Below are 18,227 nucleotides of genomic sequence, written 5' to 3'. Positions count from 1 at the left end.
CACCAGGTGGGCAAATGCTTCGATTTCTGATGTGCATTTCCATGTGCTTCATGGTGATGACCTGTGCCGCTTGTTCTGCTGCTGCTCCATTATCCGTGGCACCATCCCCGTGGCCGATCTTTTGGCAACACTATACGGCGCGTTTCATCAGTCCCCAAGGCCGGGTGATTGATTACGAAGCGGGCGGTGTTACCACATCGGAGGCGCAATCCTACGCACTGTTTTTTGCCTTGGTCGCGAACGATAAAACGCTGTTTTCGCAACTGCTGGACTGGACACAAGACAATCTTGCGCAGGGTAGCCTGGCGGAACACTTACCCGCTTGGCAGTGGGGAAAAAGCAAAAATGGCAACTGGGGGGTTTTGGAGAAAAATTCGGCGTCTGATGCGGATTTATGGATGGCGTACACCTTGATTCAGGCCGGTCGGTTGTGGCAGGAACCCCGGTACACTGCGCTTGGGGATCTGCTGGCCAGGCGCATAGCCATGCGGGAAGTGGTGACCGTTCCAGGTGTCGGGGTTATGCTCCTGCCGGGGAAGGAAGGATTTCATAAAAACCCAGATATCTATATTTTCAATCTCAGCTACCTTCCTCTTCCGGTAGTGGATGCGCTGGGCAAGGAGCTGCCGGAGGGTCCCTGGCAGCAGATAGCCAGGAATCTGCCCACCTTGATGAAGGACGTCGCTCCCAAAGGCTTTGCACCGGACTGGGTGAGCTATACCGTCGGCAAGGGATTTGGTGCCGCACCAGAGGGTACGGCAGGTGGTTATAACGCGATTCGCGTCTATCTTTGGGCCGGTATGACCAACCCAGCATCCCCCGGTTCTGCTGGCATCATAGGTGCCCTTTGGGGTATGCGGGATTATCTCTCCACGCATCTCCTGCCGCCGCTCACGGCAGATGCCGCCAGTGGCAACGTCAGTGGCGTTGGGCCGGTTGGTTTTTCTGCGGCGGTAATTCCCTACCTGGAACGTCTTGGAATGAAAACCCAGGTAGCGAATCAAACGCTGCGCCTCACGGCGGATCTGGATCCAAAAACAGGCCTCTATGGCAATCCGCCCCGTTATTACGATCAAAACCTGATACTCTTTGTCATTGGCTGGAAAGACGGGGCCTTCCGTTTCGCCTCCGATGGAGACTTGGAACCGAGATGGCAGAAAGCCAAAAACTGACACATGGAAAACTGGCCGTCCTGGTCTTGCTGAGCTTGTTGTCAAGTGGAGCATGGGCTGGCAGCGATATCCAATTTTTGCAGCAAAAAGCGATTTATTGGCAGAATCACGGGCGATCTGATCTGGCAGCCAATACGTGGGAGCAATTGCTTCTCGTAGACCCAAGCAACCCGGACGCGCTGGCCGCCTTGGCCATGATTGCCGATCAATCCGGGCAGAAGCAAAAGGCTATCGACTATCTTGATCGCCTCAAATCTGTGGCGCCGCAATCTCCTGATATTGCCCGCATTGCGGCTGCCATGAGCGTGGGCCCACAGCGCGGGCGCTTGCTGCAACAAGCAGCAGCCCTCCTGGCAAGGAACGCGTATGCCGCGGCCGTCAGTGCCTATGACCAGGCGCTGCAAGGGAAGCCAGTGCCCCCCGATCTTGCCGCTGGCTATTTCAACGCCCTGGCCAATGTTCCTGGCGGACGTCCCCGAGCGATCTTCATGTTGCAGGAATTGGTGAAAACACAGCATCAAGACCCGCAATATGCTTTAGTGCTGGGCCAACTCCTCACCTACGCCCCTGATAGCCGTACCCAAGGTATCGACCTGCTCGCCCACCTTGCAGAAGGGCACGGGGCAATGCGTGAATCAGCACGTCAATCCTGGCGTCAAGCGCTGGTCTGGGAAGGCGCTGCACCTGCCGCCATTCCTTTGCTTCGTGCTTACCTTCAACGATATCCCGATGCCATACTGGCGGCACAACTGCAAAAGGCGGAGGCCGCCGCTATGGCGGTCCGTCGGGGGGCCATACAACGTGCCATCGGCGCGCAGCAGGCCAGCCTATTGATCCGGGAGCGGGCGGGCTACGCAGCGCTGCATGTCGGCCGGCTGAAGGAATCGGAACAAATTTTTACAAAGCTCCTTCGCGCTCACCCGCAAAATTGGCATTATCTGGAAGCCCTTGCCGATATCCACCTGGCCGCGCATCAATTTCCTGATGCCATAAATGCTTATCAACAGGAAGAAGCCATTGCACCCGTAGACCAACGTCCAGCCATTGCTAAAAAAATTCAGCTAGCGCGGAGCTATGCCACCTTACATCTGGCCAGTAATGCCGCTCATAGCGGAGAATATGACATGGCTATTCATTACTACCGCCGTGTCCTCAATGGATCACCAAATAACAGCGTGGCATTAGAGGGGCTGGCCGGAGCCTATGTCGCGCAACAAAAGTATCCTGAGGCCATCGCTCTTTATCGGAAAGCCGTCATATCCGAGCCCAACAAGGCCTCTCTCTGGATCAGTTTGATCGGAGTGCTTCATAGCGCAGGACAAGATGATGCCGCCTTGGAAGCAGCGCGCAGGATCCCCACGGTGGTCCGCAGCGCCGCCGAAAAAGAGGCTGGCTACTGGGCCGTCATTGGTGGTGCCTATGCCGGACTCAAGGATTATGTCCAAGCACGGGCGGCATTCCAAAAGGCCACGCGCATCGGTGTGGGAGCCTCTCCGGCCTTGCGGTTACAATTGGCGTGGGTGCTTTATAATAGTGGAGCTTATGATGCATTGCAGCATATTCTTGACCAGATCAATGGTCAGCCTCTGACTCCAGATCAGCAAGAGCAATTAAAAAAACTCATGGTTCTCAGTGCCAAACAAAAGGCCAATGCTGCGGTAAAGAGCAACGATTATCGTCGTGCCCGCGCTATCCTCCAAACGCTGAGCGCCAAATATCCGGGGGATCCTGTCATCCGGCGCGCCATTACGAATATCCGCTTGCTAGAAGCATGGCAACTTTATAGGGACAAGAATGACCAGCAGCTATATGCTTTGCTGATGCGCCTGCGTATTACAGCAAATCTGACCGCCAGTCAGCAGCAACAACTGCAGGAGATTTTTCGCTACGGAGCGGACCGGGAGGCCGGTGCGTTTGTTTCGGGAAAACATTACCGCGCGGCGGCGGCCATTTATCATAATATGATCCAATTATTCCCGGAGATGCCGCATTACACCCGGCAGCTAGCCAATGTGTATCTGTCCGCCGGACAATCCAGGGATGCGTACCGGCTTTTCCGACACGTTGGTCCTGGCAATACGCCTGGTGGCTACGCCGAAGCTGTGAGTGCCGCCTTTGCTGCCCATGCTCTGGACCAAGCTTGGCAATGGGCACAAAAGGGCTTGTCTTTTTGGCCCGATAATCCAGCCCTGCTCGAACTCGCCGCGCAACTCGCCGACGCAAGAGGGAATCCGGTGAGCGCACTTGCCTACTATCAAGAGCTGCTGCATCAGATGCCTAGTGGCACGAGGAGACCTGCCGCGATCTCCCCGGCAATCACGGTAGCGGAGCCTATGCCACCTTTTGCTGGAGATTAATCATGCCTGATCTGCGTCGTTCCATCTTGATCGCAGTATCAATGGTCGCCCTGGCACCGGCTGGGGCGCCAGCCGCAATGGCTGATAACGCAAGCGGTGCTCTGGATGTCCGCATGAAGGCGGAGTTGTCCCGTCTACAGTCAGAGCAACATCATTTAGAGGGGCAATTGGCGATGGCCCACGAAATCGCTAAATTACAGTCTCATATCAATCAGATGCGGCAGGAGCTGCTGCAGAGTCTGCAACATTCGAACGGCTATTCACGACACCTGTCATCACGAACTCCCAATCCCTCGCTGTCAAGAACCACTGAACCAGTACCTCCGGTTTACGCCCAGGTTCAGCCGCAGCCAGAAGCTATGGCCAACAGAACCACTAACGAGCCGCTTTCTCCAATCAACGCTGAGGCGCCAAGGTCCTCTTCTGGGGAAACGGAGATTCAGAGTGGGCACGTGGCTGATGCGCGCGCGCATATCGAGCAACAGATCGAAAAGCTTCGCGCACAACTGAGTACCTGGGTTGGCGGGGGGGTGGGCTCCCGGGCGAGAACGGGAACAACGGGGCTGAGCAGACTGAATGAAACCAACGTTAACGCTGCGGCCAGCACAACCCTGGGTAACCTGGGTCGGTTAACCGTTTCGGCAAGCAACGTCCATTTGTCTGCAGGCGGTCAGCCGGACGCTGCCGACGCCCATCTGGTTGGGAGTGCACCGGCCTTCGGTTTCGTTCCCAATGTCACCGATCGGGCGACCGGTACAGGCTTCTCTTTGTTGTTTGCCAGACCCGACTTGCAAATGGACATTGGTTCCACCCCAACGGGTTTTCTTGAACATGGACTGACGGGTGGGATTGCCTGGCAACCGGGTGGCGGCCCGCTTTCTCTCCAGGCTGACCGCAGACCTGTTGTTGACAGTTTGCTTTCCTATGCCGGCATGTACGATCCATACACGGGCAGCAACTGGGGCGGGGTGTTTGCCAATACCGTGCAAATCGCTGCCGGCGCAGGTCAGGACCCAGCGCGCTACGGTTCGCTTTCTTATGCGGTTCTGCAGGGCTCACATGTGGCTGCCAACCATCGCTGGAGTGTGGACGGCGGCTTGCGGTGGCCCGTTGCTACCGGCATCCCCGATGAGCAGGTACATGTGGGTATTAACATGTTGTTCATGAGTTACGCAAAAAATCTTTCTTTTTTCACCTTGGGGCAGGGCGGCTATTTCAGCCCGCAAACATTCTACCGGCCTAGTGCGACAGTAGACTGGGAGGGCTATATGGGCGCGCATGCTGTTTGGAAGCTTTCTGGCCGCTTAGGCTGGCAAACTTTCCAGCAGTCGTCCAGCCCGTATTTTCCCATGGATCCAGCCTTACAAGCTCAAGCAAGCGCAGTCAATCACCAATACCCGTATTATCCTGCTCAAAATGTCAGCAGTATTGCTTATGCCGTTACCGGTCAACTGGCTTATCTTTTCGCACCCCAATGGTTGGGTACGGGATGGTTGCGCATGGACAACTCAAGAAACTACCAGGATACCGTTGCGGGAGTATCCCTCCAATACTATTTCAGCCCCTTGTCCACACCACCCGCTCCGGACAGCCTAATCAAACCCTGGATGACGCCGCAGTAGCCATGACGGATGATCGGCCTGGCGCTAAAAAACGCTCAGGCGGAGGCAGCCAATGGGTAAATCTGGATCATTAACGCAATCTTTCTTGCCGCTGCCATTGTCGTGTCTTCAGCTTTGCGCCATGTTGGGTTATGCCTGCCGCGAACCACAAGAAGATAAAAGGCAAATAACGCAGTTGTGACTCTTCGGTTTCTGTACCTCATCGGCTATCGCCTTATTCTTCCTGGCGATCAGTCCAGCGGGTGCCGAGCTTGTGGATTTTTGGGGAGGCCAACGCTCTTGATTACTGGCCTCATTTTAGCGAAATTGATTGGGTGCGACTTCGCACTTCCTTGCCCCATCTCAATGCCATCCAAAATTTCCTAGGAGAACCTCATGAACAGCATGCTTCAACCTTCTGCGCAGTTGCCCGAATCCAATCACTCCTCTTACAGCCAACTGGGCACTTTTTATGATGAAAAGTATCAATTAATGTGGTACTTCATGCACGCCTCGCCGCGCCCCTGCTTTACTCCGGTATTGCTGGACGAGATCAGCCATTTTCACGGAACAGTAGTTTCTCAAAGTACGTCCTCGAAAGGTCGTAAAATATGCTATATTGCATTGGCCTCCGATGTTCCCGGCGTTTTTAATTTGGGGGGAGACCTGAATTTATTCAGAACGCTCATTCAATCAAAAGATCGAGACGGGCTCCTGCGCTATACCACTTCCTGCATAAAGGCTTTGCATGCCAATATTTGCCATCTCGATCAGGATATAACCACCATCTCGCTGGTCCAGGGGGACGCGTTAGGAGGCGGGTTCGAGGGTGCCCTATCTAGCAATGTTCTGATCGCTGAACGCAGCGCCAAAATGGGTATGCCCGAGATCCTCTTCAATCTATTCCCCGGCATGGGTGCATATAGTCTTCTGTCCCGCAAGGTCGGCATTGCCAATGCCGAGCGCATGATCCTGAGCGGAAAGATTTATACCGCCGAAGAACTGCATGATATGGGGGTGGTCGATATCCTCGCTGAGGATAACCATGGTGAACGCGCCGTGTATGACTATATTCAGAAAGAAAATCGGGCTAAAAACGGGTATCGCGCCTTGCGCAAGGTGAAGGACCTGTGTAGCCCGATCACTTACGAAGAGTTGATAAAAGTCGGGGAAATCTGGGTCGATGCCGCATTGCGCCTGGAAGCGAGAGATCTACGGATGATGGAGAGGCTTGTTGCCAGACAGTCGGCAAGGCACCAAGGCGCGGCATAGCAGGGCTCAGGCAATCCCTGTTTAGACACATTAGGTTACTGCATCGCGCTGGCTATCAAGGTAAGTGGTCAGCGCGATGCAGCTGCTATCAAATGAATCGCTGATCTTTACTGCCAGGGCTTCCGCCTTCGCTGAGCCAAGATCATAAGGCTTCAACCTCTCCGCCTCGCTGCAAGCCAGCACCAGGAGCGTACATCCGAGTTGTCCGGCGCTACCCTTGAGGGCGTGTACCATATCCTGAAAATGCGGATAATCTCGTTGCGCTGCTGATTCCTGGATTTCGGCCACGAGATGATGACTGTCCTGGATAAAACCCCTCGTTACGTCATCGACGAAATCATTCCCTCCCAACTGCCTGAGGGCATATAAGGCCTGCTCGTCTACCATACCCCGGGCGATTCCCTGTGCATCCAGGGAGTGCACCACAGCGTTTTTGCTTGTTTCCTGGCGTTTTTCCGCAAGTTGCGCGATGGTGTCGAGCAAACGCCTGGCGTCGATTGGCTTGGTGAGATAGGCGGTTGCGCCAGCCAGCCGGCAGGACTCCATGGATTCGCGGGTCGCGTCGGCTGTCAGCATGATGACTGGGGCGGGTGTTGCAGTTTCCATGAACCGGACGGTCTTCAAGACATCCAGTCCGCTGATTCCAGGCATGCTCATGTCCAGAATGAGCATGTCAAAAGAAGGGCCTTCCCGTGCCAGGATATCTAGGACCTCCTCGCCATCGGTCGCCAGACGTACAGCGTGCCCGGCGTGCTTGAGTATCCCCTGGATTACTTTCTGGTTCACCAGACCGTCCTCTGCAACGAGGAGGTTCAGGGGTCGGGCGCTGCTACGCTGCTGGTAGTACTCCAGCAGCGGGACCACGTTCTCGGGCATGTCATGCTCGGCTTTGGCGGCATGCAGTGCATTAAAGAGCAGCGTTCTGTCAAGGGGGGCATGTAGAACCGATGAATATCCGGCGCGCAGGAAGCGTTCGTCCTCTTGCCTTGATCCCTCCTCGACCAGCACCAGGGATATCTGCTGCAGGAGAGACTCCGCCCGCATCGCGACTGCAAATTGATCAGCCGCCAACTCCAGTTGGCGGCGCTCCACCAGGGCTACCCGGTAGGGCATGCCATGCTCGTTGGCCTCAACAAGCCGCGAGAAGGCCCGTGCGGAGCTACCCACAAGGTCGCTCTTCATGTTCCATGTCGTCAGGGCATCCTGGAGGTTCCCGGCTAGCGCGCCACCAGCGACGATCAGCACACGGGTATCGGGCAGGGAACAGGTGTCGGTGGCATCCCGAAACCGGGCTGTATCGCGGATTACGAAAGGCAACTCGAACCAGAAGGTGGAACCTGAGCCAGCAAGACTATGGAAGCCGATGCGGCCCCCCATCTTCTCGACCAGTTCCTTAGCGATGGCGGTGCCCAGACCGGTGCCGCCATAATGGCGCTGGATGGATGCATCCGCCTGAACAAAAGGCTCGAAGATACCCGCCTGAGCCTCCTCTGGAATGCCGGGGCCGGTATCGCTGATATCAAAGCGGAGCCAGGCCTTGCCGGGCGTGGCGGAAAGGGGGCGGACACTTAGCTCCACACGACCTCTATCCGTAAACTTGACGGCGTTACCGGTGAGATTGATCAACACCTGGCGCAGATGGCGGGGATCCCCGCGCAGCAGGAAAGGCGTCTCTGGGACAATGTGGTTGATCAGATGCAGCCCCTTTTTGCTGGCTGCGGTCGTTAGTGTCTTGAGTGTTTGATTCACCAGGGCATGCAAATCAAAGTCGGTCTGCTCAATGACGAGACGACCCGCCTCGATCTTGGAAATATCCAGGATATTCTCGATCAATTCCAGCAGGGTATGCGCCGATGCCTGAATGATGCGGGCGAGCCCAATTTGTTCCTCGTTCAGGCCGGTCTCCAAGAGGAGATCACTCATTCCGATGACGCCATTCAATGGGGTGCGCAGCTCGTGGCTCATCTTGGCCAGAAACCGAGATTTGGCCCTGTTGGCCTCGTTTGCGCGGTCGATGGCGGCATTTAGTTTGGCCAGCAGGGCAGCCATATACGTGGGGAGGGCAGCCAACATGATTAACCCGCCCACCCAGAATGTGAAATGAGAAGACCAGAAATTGCTGGTGAACAGCACGGCAGTGAAGCCGGCAACACTCATAATGGTAGCAAGAAACAAATAGTTGAGACCATATCGGAAGCCATTCCCCATGGTGACCCAAAGATAGATTCCGAGCAGCGGAACCCCCGACTGGTAGGCGCTCTGAGAGATCAGGAAAGATACAATGCCGAGATCACCACTCATGCCCAAGATACGCCGCAAGGGGGATTCGCCCGGCCAGACGATGATGGAAATAAACAAAATTATTGAAAAGGCTATAAAAATAGTGGCCGAAATCTGCAGAGTGAAAAGAGGCCTGGGGTCTTTAAAAAAACTGACATACGCGGAGGAGAATAGATAGATATAAACCAGAAGGCCGATCACCATTCGCACAATCGCCTGCTCATGCTCACTATCGGTTCGCCGGGATAGTCGGCCTGAGAGGGCCCGGAAGAGGCCCACCTGACGGGTGGCTAGATCATGTGCTTCGGGCATCTGAGTATCGGACATCGATGGATCCACAGTGGCGGCCAGGGTGGGCTGCGCCAGTTTTACACGCCCACATCGTCAGGCAATGAGTCGACATTTCCCTGCGGTGAGGGATCGCATAACTGCCTCCCGATTGCAAGGATTTCGTCAATCTGGTCGAGAAATGCCTGCACGCAGAGGGGATCAAAGTGATGACCTGCCTGATCTCTCATATAAGCAACGGCCTCATCGAACGGCCAAGCCGCCTTGTACGGGCGCGCCGAAGTCAGGGCGTCATACACGTCTGCCACCGCGACAATGCGCGCCGCCAGCGGGATTTGCTCCCCCCGCAGCCGCTTGGGATAGCCGCTACCGTCAAATTTTTCATGATGACCCAAAGCAATCACTGCCCCAATCTGGATAAAACGGGATTGGCTGCCGCTCAATATTTCGTGGCCGATGAGAGGGTGCGCCTGCATTATCTGGAACTCATCCTCTGTGAGCTTGCCGGGCTTCAGGAGGATGGAGTCAGGTATACCTATTTTGCCAATGTCATGCAGCGGCGCGGCCAACTCAATTTCTTCACAGTCCATTTTGGTGAAGCCAAGCTTCTCGGCCATCACGCGGGCATACTTGGCCATGCGCATGACATGGTTGCCGGTATCATGATCGCGGTACTCACCGGCCCGCGCTAAAATAAGAAGCGTTTCCCGCTCCCTTCCGCGGATCTGCCCGGTCGCCAGCGCTACCTGATCCTCCAGCCACTTCGCCCGGTCTTTGACGATCTGCTGCTGCTTGCGCAGGGCGAGCAGATTACGACAACGTGCTTGGCACTCGTATTGGTCCACCGGTCGAGTGAGAAAATCCGTGGCTCCGATCGCCAGGGCTTTGTAGCGGACCTGGATATCCTGGACTATGGTGACGATCACCAGCGGCACATCACCACAGGCAGGAATGGCGCGGACGCGCTTCGTGAACTCCAACCCATCCATGATCGGCATTTTGTAGTCTACAAGGATGAGATCCGGCGTCTGGTCGTGTATCCGCTCCAGGGCCTTGTGGGGGTCGGTGAAGCTCTCCACCAGTAGTTCCGGTGTAATGCCGAGCACCAGCTTCTCCAGGATCTTGCGACCGGTTGACTGGTCGTCCACGATAATGACGAACGGTTTCAGGCACGAATGATTCGTCTTGCCCCCGGACAGCAGCGCATCCGAGTTATCCTGGAGGTACAAATGTTGGTTCGCTGATCGCATAAGGTTCTCCGGATCCACGCGACGGCATCTTAGCCTGGTTTTCTGAGGTTGCACATACCTCCAACTGTAGACCAACGCATAAGATATATCCACCCTAACCACCTAACTGGAGGAAAGAAATTATTAATGTGTTCAAGTGATGCTTAGAGTATTACGGATGGTGACTCTATTAGCACGTTGCAAAATGGCTACCATCATATCTGTCTGTTTTTACAAAATAAAACCTTATTGTCTAAGTATGTCATATGCTTTTGTAGCTAGTTGTCTACAGAAAAAGTGTCCAGAAAAAGGTGTTTTAAGTCTCTGGCATGTTCTAATACGCTGTAAACCATAGATAAAACTTATGTGGCATGGGTCTTGCTATGTAGTTGATGTAATGTCCAGAACGATTCCCTCTGGAGGCGTTGTGTTCACCTGATTAGCACATTTATTCTGTTGCACGGAGCCATCGCTCCGAACGCGGTCCGATACTGACGGCGGCTCTGGGCAAGCTTGCAGGGAGAAACGGCGGGAACCTTGGTTTTCCGATCTGCGACCGGCCTTGCCGTGTGGGGTATTCGCTGCCCATGGTGATTTAATCCTGACGCAAGAAACCCGTGCTGAGGCAAAGGATGGAGAGCTGCAACGGCTGGGATATGTTCTTAATGTCACCGATGAGCAACCACCCCACTCCTCTCCGGGTCCCAGAAAAAAACATGCGATGCATGAGGCTAAATTAATATATTACTGTAGAGACAACGAATTGAACGAGGTTATTTATGTCAATCAGAACAACGATAAGCTCTCTCGTAACCGCGACAATTGTGCTCAGTATTCTGGTAGGGCTGTGTGGCGTGTGGTTATTGGCAGCCAGCCCCGTTTCAACCCAGGCAGAAGGCTACATTGGCGGTGTCATGCTTTTAGCGATGATCGTCATTTTGTCCTTGGGGCGTAAGCTCCATTTTCAGGGACCATGGATCGCCCCGTTGCGCATCCTTAGTATCTTTCTCGCCATTTTTTTGACTGCGCGTTATTTGGTTTGGCGTATGGAGTTTACAATTGGTGGTTATGGAATCATCAGCCTGATTGCGGGCCTCACCCTTTTCGCTGCCGAAGTATACTCATCAGGGTTTGCACTATTAGGCTACTTCGTCAATGTAAATCCGCGCCGTCGTACCCCAATCCCATTACCTTCGGACGAATCGCTATTTCCGACCGTCGATATTGTCGTCCCGAGTTACAACGAATCCGCCGATTTGCTCGAGGTGACTTTACTTGGTGCATTAAACATCCATTATCCATCAGATAGATTTCAGGTTCATTTGTTGGATGATGGGGGTACTGATGATCGGTGTAATAAACCAAAAATTGCTGAACAATCGCGCGCACGCCGTCGCACACTTCAGCAGCTTTGCCTGAAATTAGGTGTCATCTATCATACCAGAGTGCACAATGATCATGCCAAAGCGGGCAACATCAATGCTGCCTTGGATTCCCTCAACGGTACATTAATGGTGATTCTTGATGCGGATCATGTGCCTACCAGCGATTTTTTAACAAAGACCGTTGGTTTTTTTATTCATGATGAAAAATGCTTTCTCGTACAGACTCCACATAGTTTTATTAATCCTGATCCCATTGAGAAAAATCTGGGCATCTTTCATGATTCACCGCCGGAGACCGAGCTGTTTCATAACGTCATTCAAGCGGGTTTGGATGGCTGGAATGCCTCTTTTTTTTGCGGATCTGCCGCCGTTATGCGCCGGAGCATGCTACTGGAAGTGGGTGGCATTCAGGGCGACACCATTACGGAAGACGCTGAAACTGCGATGATTCTGCACGCCAAGGGATATCATAGTGTGTTTCTGAATGAATCCCTGAGCATCGGTCTGCAACCCGAAACAATGATGAGTTTCATTGCGCAACGCGTACGTTGGGCACAGGGTGCGTTGCAATTGCTGCATTTTAAAAATCCCCTGACCCTCCCTGGGTTGAAGCCGATGCAACGCCTTGCTTATTTGTCGAGTTTTTCCTACTGGTTTTTCCCATTCTCACGCATTATCACGATTCTGGCGCCGTCCATATTTCTCCTGTTCGGAATCATGGTTTATAATGCTACCACAGAGCAGTATGCGATATATGGTGTACCCTATTTCCTGTCCACCATGATTTTTTCCGATTTTATCTTTGGAAAAATACGTTGGCCGCTGATTTCTGACGTGTACGAAATGGTACAAACACCTCTGGCGGCACCGGCGCTTGTCGCGACCATTCTTCGGCCCAGAAAACTGTCCTTTAAGGTGACCCCCAAAGGTGAACAACTGGACCGGGATTCCATAGCTCCTACAGCGTGGGTACAGTATCTATTGCTGTTGATTGTTTTAGTATCATTGACTGTAGGTGGCTGGCGTTGGCTGGACCATCCCGGGGAGCGTCCGCAGCTTATTTTTACGATGTTGTGGGAAGTCATTAACTTCATGATCGTGGCTGCAGCAGTCAGTGTGACCCTAGAGCGTAAACAGCGTCGCGAACAATTCCGCATTATGCCGTTGCACCCTATTCCTGCAGTTCTTCACGCCGCGAATGATCGCCGTATAGCTGTACGCATCACCGATCTGTCCACCGGAGGGGCCTCTCTCCGAATATCCAGTCCAGAAGGTGTTCAAGAAACATTCAAACCACAGGAAAATCTCATTCTTTGGTTAGAAAGCGCGCGCGAGAAAGGGCGTGTCATTCATGTGCCAGCAAAAGTAAAGAGCGATATTTCTGGGCAGCTTGGGGTGCAATTCCAATACCAAAACACCCAGCAAAAAGCCGAGATAGTAGATTTGATCTACGGCGACAGCCAGCAACTGGAGGAGCGCCTGGAGCGACGGCGTAAAAGAGTTTCTTTTTTCGCTGCCTATTTGTACATTGCCAAAAAATCTACTGCGGGTCTCGGTAACTCCGTGCAGTTCATCCTGAACCAAGGGCTACAGGGTGTGATGCGTGGTGCCCATCGGCTGTTTGTGGTACGTGCGCGCTCCTTATGGACGGTGGCGTTTTATAACCGTTCTGATCGCGGATAAAACCATAAAGGACTCATAACGATGAAGCGCAAATACGCAACAGCTGTATGCTCTGCAGGCCTTGCCTGCATGCTGCTTGGCATCGTACCAGCGAACGCGCTAACGGCGGGCGATCTGGTGACACTGCCTCTTTCAGCGCTGACGCAGGGTAAAAAAGTGGCGGTGCTTCGTTCCGGTCATGACACCGCGCAGATGACCTGGAAGGTGCAACCCCATTACACGGCCCAAAACGCAACACTTCAGGTACACTATCTGACTAGTCCGGATACTACGGCGGGGTCCCAACTGGTGGTCTCCATGGATCATAAAATTATCGGTGCAGTCTCCCTGAACCCCAAACTGCCACGGGGAAGCTTCACGGTTTTGCTCGGCCATCAGGCTTTTTCTGCGGGCAGCTACCCACTGCAAATACAGGCCATCCCCGGGCCCGCTGCACCGCACACAAAAACCGTCTCGCCGGGGGCATGGACTCAGATTGACTACAGTGCCTCACAACTTACCTACACGCCTCAGCGTTTACCGTGGCAGCATTTAGACTTTGCGCATTTGCCCATGATATTGAGTGAGTCTGCGGCACAAGGCGTTTTACGCTTACCGATCCAGTTTTATGGGACCCCCAACCCCACCCTGCTCACGGCTGCGCAAGAGGCGGTGGCAGGCCTGGCACTGCGCTCAGCCGCAGTCCTTCATGTAAAGGCGCAAATGATGGGTCCGGGCGTGATCTCTCCCACGGTATCCGGCAATCCGGACATCTCTGCCCTCCTCGCCCCAGTTGCCGATTTGCCCGCTGCGATGCAGCCACACACGCCCATTACGGGTCCGACGGTGCTCCTGGTACGCAATCCTGACAATCCACCGGGCGTTATCCTGATTTTCACCGGCACCGACGATGCCCAGGTGCTCGCCGCCGCCCGCGCCTTTGCGGTGAACCGTAACATGCTACCGCTCGGTCATCGCTGGAGTGTCATCGGTAGTGCGCAGGTGATGGCCATGAATTTTGGTCCCCAGAATGCCGTGTATCCGGGGCAGGTAGTGAGTCTGCACGATCTTCACGGCGGCAACTCCACCTTAAACACGCCCCACGGTACTGCGGATATTGGTTTCTGGATGCCGGGTGGCCTCTTTGCCTCGCGGCAGAGCAATTTAAAGATGAAATTAACCATGGCTACGGAGCCGCTGACGCAACCCGCCACCCAGCCCATCATCACCGTCATGGCCAATCACCACTGGATATCCGAGTGGAAACTCACCCCGGGGGTCGCCAATTACCAGACCACTATCCCGTTCTCGGCGCTGGTCGGGGGAGAAAATCACATCACCTTTCAGATTGCCGGTGGGAAGGTATCCATCTTCCCAAGTTCCACCCTGCAGTTGCCCACCACGCACCGTTATACGGTATTGCCTGATCTCGCCCTCTTTCAGCACACCGGCTTTCCCCTGGTGGTCCATGGGGCGGGACGCCATCTTTCCGTATGGTATAGCGAAAGAACCCTGGCGAACTGGTCGGCGGGCCTGACCTTGTTCGGACGGCTGGTCCAGTCCGCACATTCACCCCTGCCCGGCGCGCAGGCCACCTTTTCGAGGCCCGTTACGGGTAACGTTCTGGCCATCGGGACGCCAGCCTCTATCCCGGCATCTTGGCTTTCTGCCAGCCCCGTGCGCCTGCTGCAGAATGGTATCCAGTGGCAGTTGGCGAACCGCCATGGCACGGAAAAGCCATGGATGGGAGCCACTCAGTTGCCAGCCACCGCCTATCTGGTGGAGGCACACACGCCCTATAAGGATCACGTTACGGTCACTTTTCTCGCAACCAACACCCAGAATCTGCAGGCGGCGGCCTGGAATCTGGTAACCGCGCCCAACTGGAACAAACTACAGGGGGATTTCGCCCGGCAGAATAGTCAGGGGATCTATCAGTCCACCATGGTCGGTTCGCATTTCATGTACGGCAATCGGCACAGTGGCTGGTTCTGGATCTTTCTGTTCTCGGTCAGGCCCTGGCTTTGGGTACTGGCGGGTTTGGCCGCGGTCTTGTTTGCGACTTTGGCTGTATGGATATTTACCCTGCGTAAAAAAGCGCAATGGCGCGCCGAGGAGGCACTATGAAAAAAAATAACCGCAAAACGTCCAGTATCCGCTCCTGGGTCACCCTCATGGTTGCCGGTGGCGTCCCCCTCTATGCGGCCAGTGCCTATGCTGCACCGGTGGCGGGTCAGACCCGGGGTGCCAGCGATGTGCTGCAGTCTCAGCAAAGCCAGCCCAACAATGTGATCAGCAACATCTACACCCAAAAGAACCACTCGCTCGCAGCGATCAACACGGCTGAACAAAAAATATGGGTGGCCATCAACCGTAACCACTTGCGTACGGCGCAGGCGCTGATACAGCGGACCACGACGCAATATCCCGGCTGGCAACCGCAAGCGACCATGGGTTTTGTGCTCCTGGAAAAAACGATCTGGGCGGAAATCCGGGTGGGTCAGGGCGGGCTGGCGCGGATGCATATGCAGCAATTGCAGACCCGTTACGGACAGGGTGCCCTCGCTGACAAGACCCATGTCTCTCTCGTTTCCATGCGGAATGTGCTGGAAGAGAACCGACTCTGGCAGCTCCTGGGTGAAGGTCATCTGCAGGCCTTGCAGTCCGCCATACAGCAAATCCAGAGTGAAGACCCCAGTTATCAGCCGCCACAGAAAATGCTGGCGATGATGCATCAGGGGCTGGCCGGTCGCGCCGTCGGCACACTGGAGCGCCAAAAAGCGTGGCCCCAGATTGTCGCCCTACACGCGCAGACCCCCAGCGTGTTCACCCTCGCTTATGCAGGCAACCGGCAGGCCTGGGCAGAGGCCCTGGCGGCGACCGGTCATCCGCATCAGGCCACCCTCGTCTATATTTCCCTGCTGCAGCACAGTCAGCATGCGGCACAGGCGCAGGGTATTTTGAATCAGGCCGCCAATCGCTTGCCGCCGCAGGAGATGCAGGTGCTCTATACCCGGGCGCAGGCCCAGTTCCCGAACGCTCGGCAGACCTTGCAGACACAGCACCTACAGTATGTGCTGATGATGGCTGCACGCGCGCACAGTGCACATCAAAACGCCGAAGCAGCCGCCCTGGTAGCCCCCGAGTCCGAGGCCATTAACCAGTTACATAGGGCGTCTGATGCGCGTCTGATGGGCGCTATATTGGGTGCCCATCATCAATCGCATGAAGCCTTGCAGTGGTGGGTAAAGGCCGCGCAATGGTCGGGCAAAGCCGCCGACTGGCAGACGGTGGGCAACCTCGCCATGGCCGACAATGATGTGCCCGTCGCGCGCGAGGCGATGGCCCATCTGCCGGCAGGCACCCCGGCATCGGAGCATTTTCGCCGGCATAATGCCATCATGGCGGCCCTGCGCGATTACAAAAACCGTGATTATAAGGGCACCCTGCAACACCTGCAGGCCGCGCAACAGTTTGGTCCTTTGTCTCCGGGCATGGAGACCATCAAAGCCTGGTCTTTGGTGCATACGAAAGACTATGCAGCCGCCAGTGCCTTGTTCACGACGCTCTACCGGCAGGATCCTTCTTCGGGCAATGCCGTCGGGGTATTGATCGCCGATCAGCAAACCCATAACCTGGCCCACACCTATCAACTGGCGGCCACGACCAAGGGCCCTCTGGCGTCGCATTTACCGATGACCACCATGCGCGACCATCGGGCCGATATCAACACGATTCCCTGGCGCTTCATGCCGCCCGATCAGGTTGTGCCCCCCCTTGCCCGCGCAAGCTACCTGGCCTTGGGCGGCTCCTGGGAGGAGCGCGGTGGCAATAACAGCGGGATGACCCAAATGCACGAATACCTGCCTTCCCTGCAGGCGCAGTGGGGGATCAATTGGCATATGGCGGCTTTTGCCCAGTTGTCATCGCCTGACCTGTATGGTGGCCAGCCGACCAGCGGGCAGCTTCCGGCCTTTAATGTCGCCTCTAGCGCCACGGGGAGTGCTACCGGACACGTCTGGCAGACCCCCCAGTTTTTACTCGGCGTCGACAATCGTGAACCGCACCATCACTGGCGCGCCGCACTGGGTTGGACCTCGCCTTCGGGTATCGGGGGCGGGACGGTGCAAGGCTTGTTGCGCTACACCGTCATCCCATCGCACAGCGGCAGCAACTGGAGTGTCCATCTCTTGCGTAACAGCGTGCGGCAAACCCTCTTGTCCTACAACGGCGTGCAAGAGCACATTCATGCCACCGCCAACCACGGCCAATCCCTGAATATTCCCTACACCTGGGGCGCGGCCATGCGTAACCAGGTCGGTGCCAGCGGTTATCTGAGTGGCGGCAAACACGGCTGGTCTTATATCGGCACCCTGCATCTCAATGCCATTACCGGCCAGAACATTCAGACCAATTATGGCGCCAGCACCTATCTGGCCGTGATGCACCCCGTCTATACCGGTCCCGGTTGGTGGGTCACCGTGGGGCCATCCCTCTATGCGGAAACCTACGCCCGGAATGCCAGTTTTACGTCTCCCGGTTATGGTGGTTACTTCAGCCCGCAAATGATGGCACAACCCTCCCTCAGTGCGAGTGCCAGCCATTGGTGGCAGGGCGGGGGCATCAACATGAGTGCCGCCATCGGTTATCAATGGCTGCATCAGGGCGGCGGGCCGTACCTGGGCTTTAGCCCGCTGCGCCATCAGATAACCCCGCAACTGAGCGCACAGGGCCTGTCCCTGTCTCCCTACACGGCCTCCAGTGGCAGTAATATCGCGGGATCGGTCAATGTGGTGCTGACACAGCGGATCAGTACCCACTGGTATCTCGATGCCGGCGCTTCCTATCAGGCTAACCCCGCTTTTCAGCAGGCCCAGGCAGGGCTCGATATCCGCTATGTCTTTGGTGAAAACCATGCCCGCACCTTTATACCCGCGCAGTATGTGGCGGGGATGGGGCGCTATGAATAAGGGTCGCGACA

General features: G+C 55.4%; 9 protein-coding genes. 7 read left to right on the top strand and 2 right to left on the bottom strand.

What is annotated here, in order from left to right:
- Positions 1-14 precede the first annotated feature (14 nt).
- The 4 genes from bcsZ (at position 15) to H2515_RS07995 (ending at position 6,402) form a co-directional block, all read left to right on the top strand.
- Positions 15-1,172, top strand: coding sequence for a cellulose synthase complex periplasmic endoglucanase BcsZ (gene bcsZ / locus H2515_RS08010; RefSeq protein ID WP_232821297.1), 1,158 nt, complete (start codon positions 15-17; stop codon positions 1,170-1,172).
- Positions 1,151-3,529 (top strand): tetratricopeptide repeat protein, encoded by a 2,379-nt coding sequence (locus H2515_RS08005; RefSeq protein ID WP_198659782.1) that lies wholly within the window; start codon positions 1,151-1,153, stop codon positions 3,527-3,529. Before bcsZ ends, H2515_RS08005 begins: the two co-directional genes overlap by 22 nt.
- 2 nt (positions 3,530-3,531) lie before the next feature.
- Positions 3,532-5,151 carry a cellulose synthase subunit BcsC-related outer membrane protein gene (locus tag H2515_RS08000; RefSeq protein ID WP_198659781.1) on the top strand — a complete coding sequence of 540 codons (1,620 nt, stop codon included), beginning with the start codon at positions 3,532-3,534 and terminating at the stop codon, positions 5,149-5,151.
- Positions 5,152-5,526: 375 nt separating this feature from the next.
- Positions 5,527-6,402 carry a crotonase/enoyl-CoA hydratase family protein gene (locus H2515_RS07995; RefSeq protein WP_198659780.1) on the top strand — a complete coding sequence of 292 codons (876 nt, stop codon included), beginning with the start codon at positions 5,527-5,529 and terminating at the stop codon, positions 6,400-6,402.
- Between the two features lie 30 nt (positions 6,403-6,432).
- On the opposite strand, the gene H2515_RS07990 is transcribed toward H2515_RS07995, so the two are convergent.
- Together H2515_RS07990 and H2515_RS07985 are read right to left on the bottom strand one after the other, a co-directional pair.
- Entirely contained in the window at positions 6,433-9,009 is a 2,577-nt protein-coding gene (locus H2515_RS07990; RefSeq protein ID WP_198659779.1) for an ATP-binding protein, read from the bottom strand.
- A gap of 41 nt (positions 9,010-9,050) precedes the next feature.
- The gene (locus H2515_RS07985; RefSeq protein ID WP_198659778.1) at positions 9,051-10,220 is read right to left on the bottom strand and encodes an HD domain-containing phosphohydrolase; all 1,170 of its coding nucleotides are present in this window, start codon (positions 10,218-10,220) and stop codon (positions 9,051-9,053) included.
- 758 nt (positions 10,221-10,978) lie between these two features.
- Here H2515_RS07985 and bcsA point away from each other — a divergent pair.
- The 3 genes from bcsA to H2515_RS07970 are packed head-to-tail and all read left to right on the top strand — an operon-like array spanning position 10,979 to position 18,216.
- Positions 10,979-13,267: a UDP-forming cellulose synthase catalytic subunit gene (gene bcsA / locus H2515_RS07980; RefSeq protein ID WP_198659777.1), complete on the top strand. Its 2,289-nt coding sequence runs from the start codon at positions 10,979-10,981 to the stop codon at positions 13,265-13,267.
- Between the two features lie 21 nt (positions 13,268-13,288).
- Positions 13,289-15,373, top strand: coding sequence for a cellulose biosynthesis cyclic di-GMP-binding regulatory protein BcsB (locus H2515_RS07975; RefSeq protein WP_198659776.1), 2,085 nt, complete (start codon positions 13,289-13,291; stop codon positions 15,371-15,373).
- Positions 15,370-18,216 (top strand): cellulose synthase subunit BcsC-related outer membrane protein, encoded by a 2,847-nt coding sequence (locus H2515_RS07970; RefSeq protein WP_232821296.1) that lies wholly within the window; start codon positions 15,370-15,372, stop codon positions 18,214-18,216. Before H2515_RS07975 ends, H2515_RS07970 begins: the two co-directional genes overlap by 4 nt.
- The last annotated feature ends 11 nt before the right edge of the window (positions 18,217-18,227 follow it).

Origin of the sequence: Acidithiobacillus ferrivorans (assembly GCF_016250455.1) — a bacterium.
Classification (GTDB): Bacteria; Pseudomonadota; Gammaproteobacteria; order Acidithiobacillales; family Acidithiobacillaceae; genus Acidithiobacillus; species Acidithiobacillus ferrivorans.
The sequence above is the reverse complement of the archived record's forward strand: the minus strand, read 5'-3'. Positions and strand labels throughout refer to the sequence as shown.